At 52.5% G+C, this 13,363-nt stretch carries 13 protein-coding genes; 9 read left to right on the top strand and 4 right to left on the bottom strand.

Going from position 1 to position 13,363, the window contains the following annotated elements:
• The first annotated feature begins 118 nt into the window (after positions 1–118).
• Genes sucD through MTBMA_RS04645 form a run of 3 tightly spaced genes read left to right on the top strand, consistent with a single transcriptional unit; the run spans position 119 to position 2,792 of the window.
• Positions 119–988 (top strand): succinate--CoA ligase subunit alpha, encoded by an 870-nt coding sequence (sucD, locus tag MTBMA_RS04655; protein ID WP_013295769.1) that lies wholly within the window; start codon positions 119–121, stop codon positions 986–988.
• Positions 988–2,181: a hydroxymethylglutaryl-CoA reductase (NADPH) gene (gene hmgA, locus MTBMA_RS04650; RefSeq protein WP_013295768.1), complete on the top strand. Its 1,194-nt coding sequence runs from the start codon at positions 988–990 to the stop codon at positions 2,179–2,181. The genes sucD and hmgA overlap by 1 nt, the downstream gene beginning before the upstream one ends.
• A gap of 32 nt (positions 2,182–2,213) precedes the next feature.
• On the top strand, positions 2,214–2,792 hold the full coding sequence (locus MTBMA_RS04645) for a TIGR00267 family protein (protein WP_013295767.1): 579 nt from the start codon (positions 2,214–2,216) through the stop codon (positions 2,790–2,792).
• Positions 2,793–2,954: 162 nt separating this feature from the next.
• On the opposite strand, the gene MTBMA_RS04640 is transcribed toward MTBMA_RS04645, so the two are convergent.
• The 4 genes from MTBMA_RS04640 to MTBMA_RS08995 form a co-directional block, all read right to left on the bottom strand.
• Positions 2,955–3,788 (bottom strand): TatD family hydrolase, encoded by an 834-nt coding sequence (locus MTBMA_RS04640; RefSeq protein ID WP_013295766.1) that lies wholly within the window; start codon positions 3,786–3,788, stop codon positions 2,955–2,957.
• Between the two features lie 4 nt (positions 3,789–3,792).
• Positions 3,793–4,491 (bottom strand): DUF116 domain-containing protein, encoded by a 699-nt coding sequence (locus MTBMA_RS04635; protein WP_147671885.1) that lies wholly within the window; start codon positions 4,489–4,491, stop codon positions 3,793–3,795.
• Positions 4,492–4,672: 181 nt separating this feature from the next.
• Positions 4,673–5,149, bottom strand: a complete 477-nt coding sequence (locus MTBMA_RS04630; RefSeq protein ID WP_013295764.1) for a hypothetical protein — start codon at positions 5,147–5,149, stop codon at positions 4,673–4,675.
• A 3-nt stretch (positions 5,150–5,152) separates the two neighbouring features.
• On the bottom strand, positions 5,153–5,317 hold the full coding sequence (locus MTBMA_RS08995; RefSeq protein ID WP_171770386.1) for a hypothetical protein: 165 nt from the start codon (positions 5,315–5,317) through the stop codon (positions 5,153–5,155).
• A 196-nt stretch (positions 5,318–5,513) separates the two neighbouring features.
• Between MTBMA_RS08995 and MTBMA_RS04625 the strand changes: the two genes are divergently transcribed.
• The 6 genes from MTBMA_RS04625 (at position 5,514) to MTBMA_RS04600 (ending at position 13,359) form a co-directional block, all read left to right on the top strand.
• On the top strand, positions 5,514–7,505 hold the full coding sequence (locus MTBMA_RS04625; RefSeq protein WP_013295762.1) for a VWA domain-containing protein: 1,992 nt from the start codon (positions 5,514–5,516) through the stop codon (positions 7,503–7,505).
• 266 nt (positions 7,506–7,771) lie between these two features.
• Complete coding sequence (locus MTBMA_RS04620; protein ID WP_013295761.1) at positions 7,772–8,281, top strand: DUF367 family protein; 510 nt, start codon at positions 7,772–7,774, stop codon at positions 8,279–8,281.
• Between the two features lie 2 nt (positions 8,282–8,283).
• A complete protein-coding gene (locus MTBMA_RS04615) occupies positions 8,284–8,430 on the top strand; it encodes a 50S ribosomal protein L40e (protein WP_010876192.1) in 147 nt (48 codons plus the stop codon).
• A gap of 42 nt (positions 8,431–8,472) precedes the next feature.
• On the top strand, positions 8,473–9,210 hold the full coding sequence (locus MTBMA_RS04610; RefSeq protein WP_013295760.1) for a phosphoglycerol geranylgeranyltransferase: 738 nt from the start codon (positions 8,473–8,475) through the stop codon (positions 9,208–9,210).
• A 362-nt stretch (positions 9,211–9,572) separates the two neighbouring features.
• Positions 9,573–11,225, top strand: a complete 1,653-nt coding sequence (gene polX, locus MTBMA_RS04605; protein WP_048901282.1) for a DNA polymerase/3'-5' exonuclease PolX — start codon at positions 9,573–9,575, stop codon at positions 11,223–11,225.
• A 10-nt stretch (positions 11,226–11,235) separates the two neighbouring features.
• Positions 11,236–13,359: a response regulator gene (locus MTBMA_RS04600; RefSeq protein ID WP_013295758.1), complete on the top strand. Its 2,124-nt coding sequence runs from the start codon at positions 11,236–11,238 to the stop codon at positions 13,357–13,359.
• The last annotated feature ends 4 nt before the right edge of the window (positions 13,360–13,363 follow it).

Genomic DNA, 13,363 nt, shown 5'->3' with positions numbered 1-13,363 from the left:
GCATGGTAGGGATTCCGATGGTCCGCTTGACGTATTATGGGATCCACGGGGTGGGTTAAATGATTCATTATCACCAAGTATTTTAGATTTTAACAACATAGTATTGAGGGGATTTATCATGATACTGCTTGATGAGGATACCAGATGCCTGGTTCAGGGCATAACAGGTAAACAGGGATCATTTCATACAGAACAGATGCTTGAATACGGAACAAGGATAGTGGCCGGCGTGACACCTGGTAAGGGCGGCCAGGAGTTCCTTGGCCTCGGCGTCTACAACTCGGTTGAGGAGGTCAGGGAGGAGATGGATGTCAATGCATCCATAATCTTCGTACCGGCCCCCTTTGCCAAGGACGCGGCCTTTGAGTCCATAAGGCACCTTGACCTTGTGGTTATAATAACAGAGCACATACCGGTCCATGACTCAATGCAGATAATGGAATACGCTGAAAGGATGGGTAAGACAGTTATAGGGCCCAACACACCTGGTATAATAACCCCCGGTGTTGGTAAACTGGGTATAATGCCCACAAACATTTTCACCGAGGGCAACATAGGGATAGTCTCAAGGAGCGGGACACTGACCTATGAATTCGCTGCCCAGCTCACAGAGGCGGGCTTCGGCCAGAGCACATGTGTGGGGATAGGGGGCGACCCTGTCACTGGCCTGGGATTTGTGGATGTCCTTGAGAGGTTTGAGGAAGACCCCCAGACCGACGCAGTTGTCCTCATAGGTGAAATAGGGGGAGACGCAGAGGAGAGGGCCGCAGAGTACATAGGTGACCACATGTCAAAGCCGGTCTTTGCCTTCATCTCAGGCTCAACTGCACCTCCAGGTAAGAGGATGGGCCATGCAGGGGCCATCATAGAGGGCGGTGCAGGAACCGCGCAGAGTAAAAGGGAGGCCCTTGAAGCCGCAGGTGCAGTGGTTGTTGACAGGCCATCCGCCATAGTCAGGGAACTCAGGCGCATGGAGGGGGCTCTCTGATGTCACTCATGGATGACCTCCTTGAGGGTAAGATAAAGCTCTATGAAATTGAAAGGCACGTACCTGTTGATGAGGCTGTCAGGATAAGAAGGGAGTTCATTGAGAGGGTCTCAGGTGCCAGACTTGAGCATGTATCCCACTATACAATTGACATGGATAGGGCGTCAAGGAGGAACATTGAAAACCCCATAGGCGCCGTTCAGATTCCCCTGGGGGTTGCTGGGCCACTGCTGGTTAAGGGTGAACATGCAGACGGCGAGTATTATGTACCCCTTGCAACCTCAGAGGGTGCACTGGTGGCCTCTGTGAACAGGGGTTGCTCGGTGATCACAGGGTGCGGGGGTGCATCTGTCAGAATAACCGGTGACTCTATGACAAGGGCCCCTGTAATAAGGACTGGTTCTGTTGTTGAGGCCTTAAAGCTCAGGGAATGGATCCAGGAGAACATTGATGCCCTCAGGGAGGAGGCGGAGTCAACAACGAGGCACGGAAAACTCATAAAGATAGATCCCATCATCGTGGCGGGGCCCTACGTTTACCCCAGGTTCGTCTACACAACAGGTGATAGCATGGGGATGAACATGGTCACCATCGCCACAGAGAAGGCCCTTGAGCTCCTCACAGAGGAGACAGGCGCCCATGTGATTGCCCTGAGCGGAAACCTCTGCACCGACAAGAAACCAGCATCCATAAACCTGGTTGAGGGTCGGGGTAAGAGCATCAGTGCAGAGGTAACTGTACCCGGGGAGATGGTTGAGAGGGTCCTCAAGACAACACCAGAGGCTGTTGTTGAGGTTAACACCGCAAAGAACCTCCTGGGATCAGCCCTCGCTGGGAGCATGGGATTCAATGCCCACTACGCCAACATAATAGGCGCCATATTCCTTGCAACTGGACAGGATGAGGCCCATATTGTTGAAGGTAGCCTCGGGGTTACCGTTGCAGAGGAGAAAAACGGTGACCTTTACTTCTCAGTCAACCTCCCTGATGTGCCCCTCGCAACTGTTGGTGGTGGCACGGGACTTGAGACGGCATCCGAGTGTCTTGATATCATGGGTGTCCGGGGTTCAGGGGGTGTACATGAGTTTGCAGAGATCGTTGGGGGAGCTGTCCTTGCAGGTGAACTATCCCTCATGGGTGCCCTTGCAGCAGGTCACCTTGCACGTGCGCACAGTGAACTGGGGAGGGGTTAGCCCTCATTGACTGAAATGATGGATGATCAGAGATGGATATACGTGAATTTCTTCATGAGTACATCAACATGAGCCGCTATGTGGCTCTCGGGACACTTGACGGTATACTGGCTGTGATGGGTGTTACACTCACCGCCAGTGGAGTTGCAGGTGCCGGTGGTCTCAGTGTGGACAACCACCTCATAGCCCTGACAGGACTCAGCGGGGGCGTGGCCCTTGCAATGTCCAATGCCTTCGGTTCATTCATAGGTGAGAGGGCTGAAGAAACAAGGACAATGCGTGAGCTTGAGAGGAAGATGATGATGGATGAGGGTAAACTGGATGACACCATCATCCACCAGCAGGCAAGGCGCCGCGTGTACATGAGCATGTTCACACATGGATTCTCAAGCTTCCTCGGCTCCTTTGTACCTGTACTCCCATTTCTTGTGTTATCTGAGAGGATGACAGCAACCATTGTGACCGTTGTACTGTGCCTCGCAGCCCTCCTGGTCCTTGGCGTTTACCTCGGGAGGGTTTCAAGGGAGAACATCTACAGGACGAGCCTTGAGGTTGTTGTGATAGGGATCCTCATAGGCCTTGTCAGCATCTTCCTCGGGGGATCCCACTGAAAAAGATTTTTTTGTAGATGCAAAAGTTTAACAGATTTTATTTTTCCTGAAATGCTTTATCCATAAAATTAACGGTGGTTCAGAACTTGGCGATTTATAAACCATAGGCGAGGGTGTGATATATGATTTCATTGAGTACCTCTGAGGTCAGAACTTGGCGATTTATAAACCGTATACCCTTTCAACGGTCTCCTGGTGTATCCTGTAGGCGTCCTCCTCGGTGAAGATCCCCTTATTCAGGAATTCAATTGTCCTCCGTGGGACGGTCTTGGGTCCGAGGACCGCGCCGGGTCTGCTGCTATCATCTAGGTAATCGGTTTCCATGAGGAAGCATGACCCCTTCCTGATACCCTCCCTTATGACATCCCCGGATGCAATGAGGGATGGTGTGAGTCCATGGTTCTCATCCCTTCCTGTCAGGGGACCGGAGAAGTGCTTTATGACCATATGCTTCTTTATACCTGCCTTAGAGGCCATCCCTGCGAATTCCCTGAACTCTTCAGGTCCTGAGGTCTCGGTGTGGAGCTGCACAGGACATGAGGCCTCGGCTGCAAGTTCCATGGCATACACCATCAGCCTGTTGTGGATGGCCATCTCCTCAGCGGGGACAGGGTAGTGGGGTCTTCCAACCTCACCTATTGCAACGGCCCTCCCCTCAAGGACCAGTGACTGGGCATATTCCAGGCCCTCCCTTATCATCTCCTCGCCCCTCTCAGGGTCGTGACCGGCCTCAAGGAGCCTTGATAGCTCCGCCGGGTGGAGTCCCACCACAGCATATGCTTCAACCTCTGTCTCATGGTTGATGATGTCAGCGTACTTAAGCACCGTATCCATGGTTTTTTTGTAGTCTGTGCCGGCGTTTATGGTCCAGGATGGCTTGTTGGGGATTATCATCCTCCTACCACCGGACCTCTGAAATTTAAGGGCCACGGCTTTCGGTCCCTCGCCGTTGATGGGGTCAACGTGTATGTGGTTATCGGTGATTGGTATGTCCAATCTATCACCGCTCCAGGGTTTTCTCGGGTACCTGGTTCATGCAACCACGTGGTCTTCTCATCTCACCTTCAAGCCCCATCTTCTCGAGGACGGCCCTGAAGTCCACCTTTGTCTTGAAGCACCCGTCCCTGAGGAGGGGGACACCCTGTGGTGTGAACCTTGAGAGCTTCATCATGGCCAGGTTGAGGTCCTGGTAGCAGGCCACCCCGAGGACCGCCTTGAACCTACGCTCCTCCATTATCTTCTTTATGAAGGTTGACCCCGGTATCACGAATACTGTGTACCCTATGCTCTCGGCCCGCTCCTTGATCTTACCTATTATGCAGCGGTTGCACCCCGTGCAGACAAGCCCTGTCCTGTCAAGCCTTGCCTCACATTTTGGGTTTCTGAGGCAGTGGGGCAACACGAGTGCCTTTTCATGGGGGTCTATTGACCGGAACCTCTTCTCGTTGATCTTGTTCCTCACCTCAACCCCTATCTGGTCCACTATGCGGCTGTTGAGTCCCAGTGTCTCTGAGAACTTCTTGAATGGACCGTAGAACATGTCCACTGTGATAAGGAGGAGTCTGGGAAATATCAACCGGTCCTCATTGAGAAGGAGCCTCCCAAGGAATAGGCTTGAGGCTAGCATCACAATGAGGCCCAGACCCGCGATGAATACCAGCTGCCCGAATATCTGATAGAATTCGTTGATCATAATCATTCACGTTCATGGTTTATGTGCGTGTACTTAAAAATAGTTTCCCTGATAGAATTCGTTGATCATAATCATTCACGTTGATGGTTTATGTGGGTGTACTTAAAAATAGTTTCCCTGATAGAATTCGTTGATCATATTCACATTGATGGTTTATGTGGGTGTACTTAAAAATAGTTTTCCCGCCTCACCACTCAAGTTTTGTCACCCGCGACCTGATACCCGGTGGCGTGTTTAAGAGTTTAACCAGGCCATTCTCCGAGACTATCTCCATCCCTGAGAGTTCACTCACCGAGCAGAGCAGGTGGTGGTCCGGGTGGGTGCCAGGGGTTATCTCGCAGCTCAGTCTTATTGTATCTGAGGCAGAGACCACCATCTTCAGCCTCCTGGACCCTGGATGGTTCTCAGGGAGAACAACAAGGGGATTTTCTATCTCAAGGAGGAGGTAGGCGAGGGCCATTATACCCCTCCTTGCCTTTTCCCCTGAGCTGAATGCGGATATGACTATGAGGTCATCTGGTTCAAGAAACAGGGCGACCTCGTCATCTGGGGTATTCATGAAGAGGGTTCTCCTCCTGCCGGACGGTATTATGCCAAGTGTACCTGAATCCGACTCCACAAAGAGTATCCTGTCATCCCTCAGATTGAATTCCAGACCACTCACCCTCTAGCCTTCACATTCAACATTATCTGACTGGCATGATGGGCAGATTATCCGCCTTCCAACACCCTTGAACTCATTTCCACAGTCAAGGCACTTACATTTACGGGTCTTCATCTTCTTGATGTCAATATCAGCCATTGGACCTCCAACAGTGCACATATCTATCACCAGCTCAATTTATCTTTGGCATCCCTTATCTACTTTATCCAGAGGGATTCCTACCCCGGACCCCTATTTTAATACCATCATCCACCATATCCAGATTGATTCCTAAACCAGAACCCCATTTTAATACCATTCCACGTAAAAACTTATTATTGAGAATAAAGATAGAATTATATGGTTATAAAAACCAGGTGAGTTAATGAAGAACCTTATTTTTCCATTCACAGCTATAGTTGGACAGGAAAGGGTGAAAAAGGCCCTTATACTCAATGCAATAAATCCCAGGATAGGCGGTGTACTCATAAAGGGTGATAAGGGGACAGGTAAAACAACCGCCGTGAGGGCCCTGGCAGACCTTCTTCCATCACTGCGGACAGTTAAGGGCTGCCCCTTCAACTGCGACCCTGATGAACCTGAAGAGGCATGTGAGGTGTGCCGTTCAGGTGACCTGGAGGTGGAGTACCGGAAGATGCGGGTGGTTGAGCTACCACTGGGTGCAACAGAGGACCGGGTTGTGGGTTCCCTTGACATAGGGAAGGCTCTCACAGAGGGTATAAAGGCCCTTGAGCCGGGTATACTTGCAGAGGCCAACAGGAACATACTCTACGTTGACGAGATAAACCTACTGGACGACCACCTGGTGGATGTCCTGCTTGATGCGGCTGCCTACGGTGTGAACACAGTTGAGAGGGAGGGAATATCCCTTCAGCACCCATCAAGGTTCATCCTGGTTGGGACCATGAACCCCGCTGAGGGCGAACTCCGGCCCCAGCTCTCAGACAGGATAGGTATACACATAAATGTTGGCACGGTCACCGACATCAGGCAGAGAATCCTCATAATGAAGCGGAGGGATGAATTCGAGGATGACCCTGAGGGATTCGTTGAGAGGTTCGCTGAAAGTCAGCGGGAACTCAGGGAGAGGATAATGGAGGCCAGGAAGCTCCTTCCAGCGGTCACCATTGACGACGACCTCCTTGAGCTGATAGCAAGGGTCTGTGTCGATGCAGGGGTCGATGGGCACAGGTCCGATATTGCAATCGTGAGGACCTCAAAGGCCATAGCGGCCTTCAACGGCAGGAGGAGGGTCCGTGAGGAGGACGTCGAGGATGCAATAATACTGGTTCTGGGGGAGAGAATACCTGGAAGGACCTATAACCGTGAAAACACGAGAAGGGAGATGCAGAGGGCCCGTGAGGAGATGGAGCGTGAAAGAGAGTCTGAATCAGAAAGTGGTGACTCAGGAAGTGGCCCAGGTGAGGGTGAAGAGGATGAAACCCCTGCAGAGGGTTCACCGGGGGAAGGTAGCAGTGGAGATTCAGGTGCTTCACCTTCGGCATCATCCCTGGGGGCCCTTGCCGCTGACGTGGAGGGCAGGGAACCTGAAACCCAGGACATGGACGTTGATATAAAGAGGCTCCTCAGGATCAGGGGTAAGAAGAAGGAGCGCCTCTACGGTTCAAGGGTTGAGTCGAAGACCATCAAGGGCAGGTACGTGAAGAGCAGGTTCCCCAGGGGCTCAGGTGACGTTGCTGTTGACGCCACACTGAGGGCCGCCGCCTCAAGGGGGGAACTTAAAATAGAACCCGGCGATATAAGGGAGAAGATACGCAAACACGGTGCAAGGGCATCAATCGTCCTGGTGGTGGATATAAGCGGGTCCATGTTCTCTGAGAAGAAGGCCGCCAGGGTCAAGGGCCTCATAGAGAGGTTCATAGAGGACGCCCAGAGGCATAAGGACAGGATAAGTGTTGTGGGTTTCCGTGGAAGGGACGCGAAGGTTATAATACCCTCAACAGCCCGGGCATCATCATTCAGGGATACAGTGGACAGTATACGGGTTGGTGGTACAACACCAATGGCACAGGGCATAAAGAGGGGCCTTGAGATACTCAGGGAGGAGAAGAGACACAGCGAGTACGTCCCGTTCATGGTTATCCTCAGCGACGGTATGCCAAACGTGGGGGTTGAGAGGAACCCCAAGAGGGAGGCGGTTGAAGCAGCAGCCAGGCTCAGGGAGGAGGATATACCCTCCGCTGTCATAAACTTTGAGCAGGGCTCAAGGGGTGGAAGGGACCTCAACATGGAGATAGCCCTGGCCTCAGGTGGCAGCTACTATGACCTCCATGACCTTGAGGACCCATCCATGGCTGTTCCAAGGATAATGGAGCATGAGAGGGAGATGTTCTAGCAGAGGTTACTTCGGAACACCATCTGGAGCATGAGAGGGAGATGTTCTAGCAGAGGTTACTTCGGAACACCATCTGGAGCATGAGAGGGAGATGTTCTAGCAGAGGTTACTTCGGAACACCATCTGGAGCATGAGAGGGAGATGTTCTAGCAGAGGTTACTTCGGAACACCATCTGGAGCATGAGAGGGAGATGTTCTAGGACAGACCACTTAGGATCCCCTATCCATCCAAATTATTTATACATGGACATTCCAATATCACCCTGATGAGAATCGTGGTATACCATGCAGAGGAGTGTGACAGGAAGAAGTGCACCAGCCTCAAACTGGGGAGGAAGGGAAAATTTAAAATAGTAAATAGTCTCAACCAGATACCCAGAGGTGCACTTGTCCTCAACCCTTTTTCTGAGAAGGCAGTCTCACCCGAGGACCGTGACATGGTCATGAGGAGGGGCATCGCAGCCCTGGACTGCTCATGGAAAAAGGTCAGAAAGTCATCGGTCATATTCCAGACCGCAGGGAACCACAGGTCGCTGCCGTTCCTGGTGGCCGCAAACCCCACCAACTATGGAAAGCCCTGCATACTATCAACTGCGGAGGCTGTGGCGGCAACCCTTTATATAGTTGGACTGAAAGATATAGCGTCTGACATCATGTCCTACTTCAAGTGGGGTCCACACTTCCTGGACCTCAACCGTGAACTTCTTGAAGCTTACTCCCGGGCTAGGGATAGCCGTGAGGTTGTTGAGATTCAGAACAAATACATAGGAGGCTAATTATGGCAAGATTTGAGGAAGCAGAAAACAGACTATTCAATATCAAGATCTGCCTTAAATGTAACGCCAGGAACCCACCAACTGCAAAGACATGCAGGAAGTGCGGTTACAAGGGATTAAGGTACAAGGCAAAGGAACCAAGGGGTTAAACAGCCCCACTCCCCCATTTATTACTTTTCTGAGTGTTCAAAATGAAGGTTGAAGATTATTTCCATGATATTCTTGGGGAGAGGAAGATACACCTTACCCTCATCGACCCTGAGGAGCAGACCCCTGAGGAGGCCGTTGAAATCGCAGAGGCTGCCATAAGGGGCGGTACCGATGGTATAATGCTCGGGGGGTCAACCACCGATTCCAGTGAACTTGATGCCACCGCAGGGGCTCTGAGGGAGAACATAGATGTCCCGATAATACTTTTCCCTGGGAACACCACAGGTGTCAGCCGCCACGCAGATGCGATATTCTTCATGAGTCTCCTCAACTCAAACAACCCCTACTGGATCATAGGTGCCCAGGCCCTGGGTGCGCCAGCCGTTAAGAAGATGGGGATAGAGGCCCTCCCAATGGGTTACCTTGTGGTTGAACCAGGGGGTACGGTGGGCTGGGTTGGAGATACAAAGCCTGTTCCCAGAAACAAGCCGGACATTGCGGCAGCATATGCCATGGCCGCAGAGTTCCTTGGTATGAGGCTCTTCTACCTTGAGGCGGGTTCAGGTGCCCCACAGCATGTGCCTGAGGAGATGATATCCCTTGTTAAGAGGTGCACAGACCAGATACTCATAGTGGGCGGCGGTATAAGGACCGGTGCAGATGCCGCAAGGGTTGCAGGTGCAGGTGCAGATATCATAGTCACGGGTACTGTGGTTGAGAACAGCTCAAACGTTGAGGATAAGATCCGTGAGATCGTTGAGGGTATGGGGTCCCTCTAGTCATATTTTATCTTTTAACTGATCCAGAGTATAGCTGGCATCTAAAATTCAGTTTTTTGATGTTCTTTTCCCAGTAATCCAGGAACTCTAAATTTTGGCCTTTCATTTGATTTTACTGATATTTCGATGGATCAGAGGTCTTCTACTTAAATGGTCCAATCATCAATTCATAAAATGCTTTTTTTAATTTCCCAGGGTGGTTTCTTCAAACTAGATGAATCTCTTCACCACAACTCAGATTCTGCATCTTAATCTGCATTTAAACCATCTATTCACCCAACGAGAATACGGCTGTATTGAGGGCCTTGCCATTTGCCTGAAAGCAAAAACGGTTAACTAATATGCACAATATATATGCCCTTATGAAGAACCATCTGGTGGCCCATATTCTGAACCGTGTTGCTGACTACATGGAACTCAGGGGCGATGAATTCAGGACAAAGGCCTACAGGAGGGCTGCGAGGACGGTTGAATTTCTCGGGGAGGACATAGAGGATGTGGCAGCCCAGGGAAGACTCAGGGAACTCCCCGGTATAGGGGAGAACATCGCAGCAAAGATAGAGGAGATACTATCAACAGGTTCACTCTCACTCCTTGAGAGACTTGCAGGGGAATACCCGGTGGACCTTGACTCCCTGCTCTCGGTGGAGGGTGTGGGTCCAAAGACGGTTAAACTCCTCTACGAGGAACTGGGGATAAAGACACTGGACGACCTAGAAGAACAGGCAAGGAGGCACCGTATAAGGAGACTCAGGGGGATGGGTGAGAAGAAGGAGGCAATGATACTCCGTAACATTGAACTTGCAAGGTCAAGGATCTCCAGAAGACCCCTCGCCTACGTGGTACCCCTGGCATCCAGGATAAAATCAGAGCTCCTTGAACTTGAGGGTGTCAGGAGGGTTGAGGTGGCAGGATCCATAAGGAGGGGCCGGGAGACCGTCGGGGACATCGACATACTGGTGACAGCCACCGACCCCCATAGGGTCATGGACCACTTCACCTCCATGGACCTGGTGGAGGAGGTAGTGGTTAAGGGCCCCAAGAAGTCAACCGTGCGCCTCAGGGAGGGCCTTGACTGTGACCTCAGGGTCTTCGACGACGAGGTCTTTGGCGCGGCACTCCTATACTTCACAGGCTCATGGGAGTTCAACGTGGAGCTACGTAGGATAGCCATTTCCTCCTCGATGAAGCTCAGTGAATACGGCCTCTTCAGGGGGGATGAGAGGGTCGCCGGGAGGACAGAGGCCGAGGTTCTGGAGGCCCTTGGCCTCACATACATTGAACCTGAACTCAGGGAGAACCGTGGCGAGGTGGCCGCTGCAGCAGAGGGGAAACTCCCGGACCTTGTAAACCTCTCAGATATCAGGGGGGACCTCCACATGCACACCCTCTTCAGTGACGGCATCGATGCAATGGAGTACATGGCAGAGTACGCATCCATCCTGGGGAGGGAGTACATTGCCTTCACTGACCATGCAAGGTACATCGACGATGTGGATGCATACCTCAGGGCCGCCGAGCGTATCGAGGACGTTGAGGTCCTTGCAGGTGTCGAAGTCAACATACTGTACGATGGGAGCCTCGAGGTCCCTGATAAAATTCTGCAGGACTTTGACCTGGTTGTTGCAAGCATCCATGACCCCGGGAACATCACAGAGAGGCTACTCAGGGCAATGGAGCATGACCCTGTGGATATAATAGGCCACCCCACCGGGCGAGTCCTTGGGTCACCTGACCCCCTGGTTGACATGGAAAGGGTGGTTGAACGCGCCTCTGAACTGGGAGTCGCCCTGGAGGTGAACTCCAACCCCCTCCGCCTGGACCTCAGGGACACCCATGTCAGGATGGCGGTTGATGCAGGCTGCAGGATCGCAATAAACAGTGACGCCCACTCAAGGGGTGCCCTTGAGAACATCAGGTGGGGTGTTATAACCGCAAGGCGTGGCTGGGCAGAGCCAGACGATGTGATAAACACCATGGGCATCAGGAAACTCAGAAGGTGGCTTGGTAACTGAAGGTGAGGACATGACGTCAATTCTGATAGTGGAGGATGAGGCACTCATAGCATCGGACCTCCAGATGAGACTGGAGGATATGGGCTACAGGGTCGTTGGGGTTGCAGCCACAGGTAAAGAGGCCCTTAAGCTGATAGCAGAGAAGAGGCCGGACCTTGTACTCATGGACATAGTCCTGAGGGGTGAGATGGATGGTGTGGATGTGGCCCGGAGGGTGAAGGAACTCAGGGTCCCGGTGGTGTTCCTCACAGCCTACTCTGACCCGGAGACCATAGGGAGGGCCAGGAGGGCCGGGGCCTACGGTTACCTCCTCAAACCCTACGATGACCGGACACTTAAGGTGACGGTTGAAACAGCCCTCAAACGGTACAGGGCTGATATAAGGGACCTCCTGAAGGTTCCGAAGGAGAGGAAGACCGGTGCAGTCCCCGGTGTCCTTGTGGTGGAGGATGAGGCGATCGTCGCAGCCGACCTCTCCCATAAACTGGAGGATGCAGGGTTCAGGGTAGTGGGGGTTGAGGATACAGGTGAGGGCGCTGTATCAGCGGCCGCGGAACTCCAGCCCGATGTTGTCATCATGGACGTCTACCTCCGTGGTGAGATGGATGGTATAGAGGCCGCTGAGGTGATACAGGGTGAACACGGGATCCCTGTAATATACCTGACAGCCTACTCAGATGACTCGACCCTCGCCAGGATACTGGAGACGGAACCCTACGGTTACCTACTCAAGCCCTTCAGCACCGAGCAGCTGAGGGCCGAGATCGAGGTGGTACTACAGAACATCAGGGACATGGAGGACTACTCAAGGAGGATGCATGAGGTCATCGTCACCAAGGCTGAGGAGATGAAGATAGAGAAGACCGGCGTCTTCTTTGTATCATCGCTGATACTCGGCCTTGCAGCCTACGGCTTCATAACACGGAGCATGACCTGGCTCATGTACACACTCTTCATACCGGTGGTCTACAGTCTCCTGCATCTTTCATTCAGTTACAGGAAACCCGAAAGGCCTGTTTCAGATTCAATGCCCATGGTGAGCATTATAGTCCCCGCCAACAACGAGGAGAACACCATTGAGAGGTGCGTTGAGACCCTCTCATCCCTGGACTACCATGTAAACGGGAGGAGGAACTATGAGATCATAGTTGTGAACGACGGGTCAACGGACCGTACCGGTGAGATCCTCGAGGAACTGGTGAAGAGGTACAGGCACCTGAAGGTTGTGACAAGGAGGGCCCCCTTCGCCTTCAACGGTAAGGGGTACGCCCTAAACGATGGGGTGACACTGGCCGAGGGCGACATCATAGCGGTCTTTGACGCCGACGCCAGGGTTGAACCGGACTTCCTCAGGAATATAGTCCCCTACCTTGATGGTGATGATGTGGCCGGCGCCCAGTCCAGGGTGAGGATGTACAATGCAGATGAGAACCTCCTCACCAGGATGCAGGACCTTGAGTTCGCCATATTCGGCAACGTAATCATGAGGTCAAGGATGAACATGGATGTACCTGCCTTCCTTGGGGGTAACGGCCAGATGGTTAAGAGGAGGGTTGTTGAGGAGATAGGTGGCTGGGATGGCTACGCGGTTACAGAGGACCTGAATCTCAGCGTCAAGCTGATGCTCAGGGGCTACCATGTCAGGTATTCCCCGGAGGCGGAGGTCTTCCAGGAGGCCGTGAGTGAGTGGCCGGCCTTCTTCAGGCAGAGGACCCGCTGGCTCACAGGTAACCTGGAGACACTCTTCGTATACCTTGCCCCGATGATCGATGCCCCCATAGCACTCCACAGGAGGCTTGACGCCATATTCTACCTCTTCTCCATGATCTTCATAGGGTTCGTCATGCTGGGGTACATTGTATTCATTCTGAACCTTGCTGGTTTCGGATTCAGGATGGAGGCCCCCTTCATAATAGGCCTCATATCAACCGTGGCGTTCTTCCCCCTCACAATGAGCGGTATAAGGATGGACGGCTACAGCATACCCCGTACCATCCTGTTATCCATTGAGTACTGGGCCTACTGCCTATACCTAATCCCGCTCTTTGTGGCTGCGACAGTTCACATGCTACGGAGGCGCGAGAGGCGCTGGGCCAAGACTGTCCACAGGGGGGAGGGTGAAGGTTCAGAATAATAGT

It is taken from the genome of Methanothermobacter marburgensis str. Marburg, from assembly GCF_000145295.1.
Classification (GTDB): domain Archaea; phylum Methanobacteriota; class Methanobacteria; order Methanobacteriales; family Methanothermobacteraceae; genus Methanothermobacter; species Methanothermobacter marburgensis.
Note: the sequence above shows the minus strand (reverse complement) of the source record. Positions and strands in the feature narration are given on the sequence as shown.

Coding starts and splice junctions, on each gene's coding strand:
- sucD (WP_013295769.1), top strand. CDS start 119: ATGATACTGCTTGATGAGGATACCAGATGCCTGGTTCAGGGCATAACA.
- hmgA (WP_013295768.1), top strand. CDS start 988: ATGTCACTCATGGATGACCTCCTTGAGGGTAAGATAAAGCTCTATGAA.
- MTBMA_RS04645 (WP_013295767.1), top strand. CDS start 2,214: ATGGATATACGTGAATTTCTTCATGAGTACATCAACATGAGCCGCTAT.
- MTBMA_RS04635 (WP_147671885.1), bottom strand. CDS start 4,491: ATGATTATGATCAACGAATTCTATCAGATATTCGGGCAGCTGGTATTC.
- MTBMA_RS04625 (WP_013295762.1), top strand. CDS start 5,514: ATGAAGAACCTTATTTTTCCATTCACAGCTATAGTTGGACAGGAAAGG.
- MTBMA_RS04620 (WP_013295761.1), top strand. CDS start 7,772: ATGAGAATCGTGGTATACCATGCAGAGGAGTGTGACAGGAAGAAGTGC.
- MTBMA_RS04615 (WP_010876192.1), top strand. CDS start 8,284: ATGGCAAGATTTGAGGAAGCAGAAAACAGACTATTCAATATCAAGATC.
- MTBMA_RS04610 (WP_013295760.1), top strand. CDS start 8,473: ATGAAGGTTGAAGATTATTTCCATGATATTCTTGGGGAGAGGAAGATA.
- polX (WP_048901282.1), top strand. CDS start 9,573: ATGAAGAACCATCTGGTGGCCCATATTCTGAACCGTGTTGCTGACTAC.
- MTBMA_RS04600 (WP_013295758.1), top strand. CDS start 11,236: ATGACGTCAATTCTGATAGTGGAGGATGAGGCACTCATAGCATCGGAC.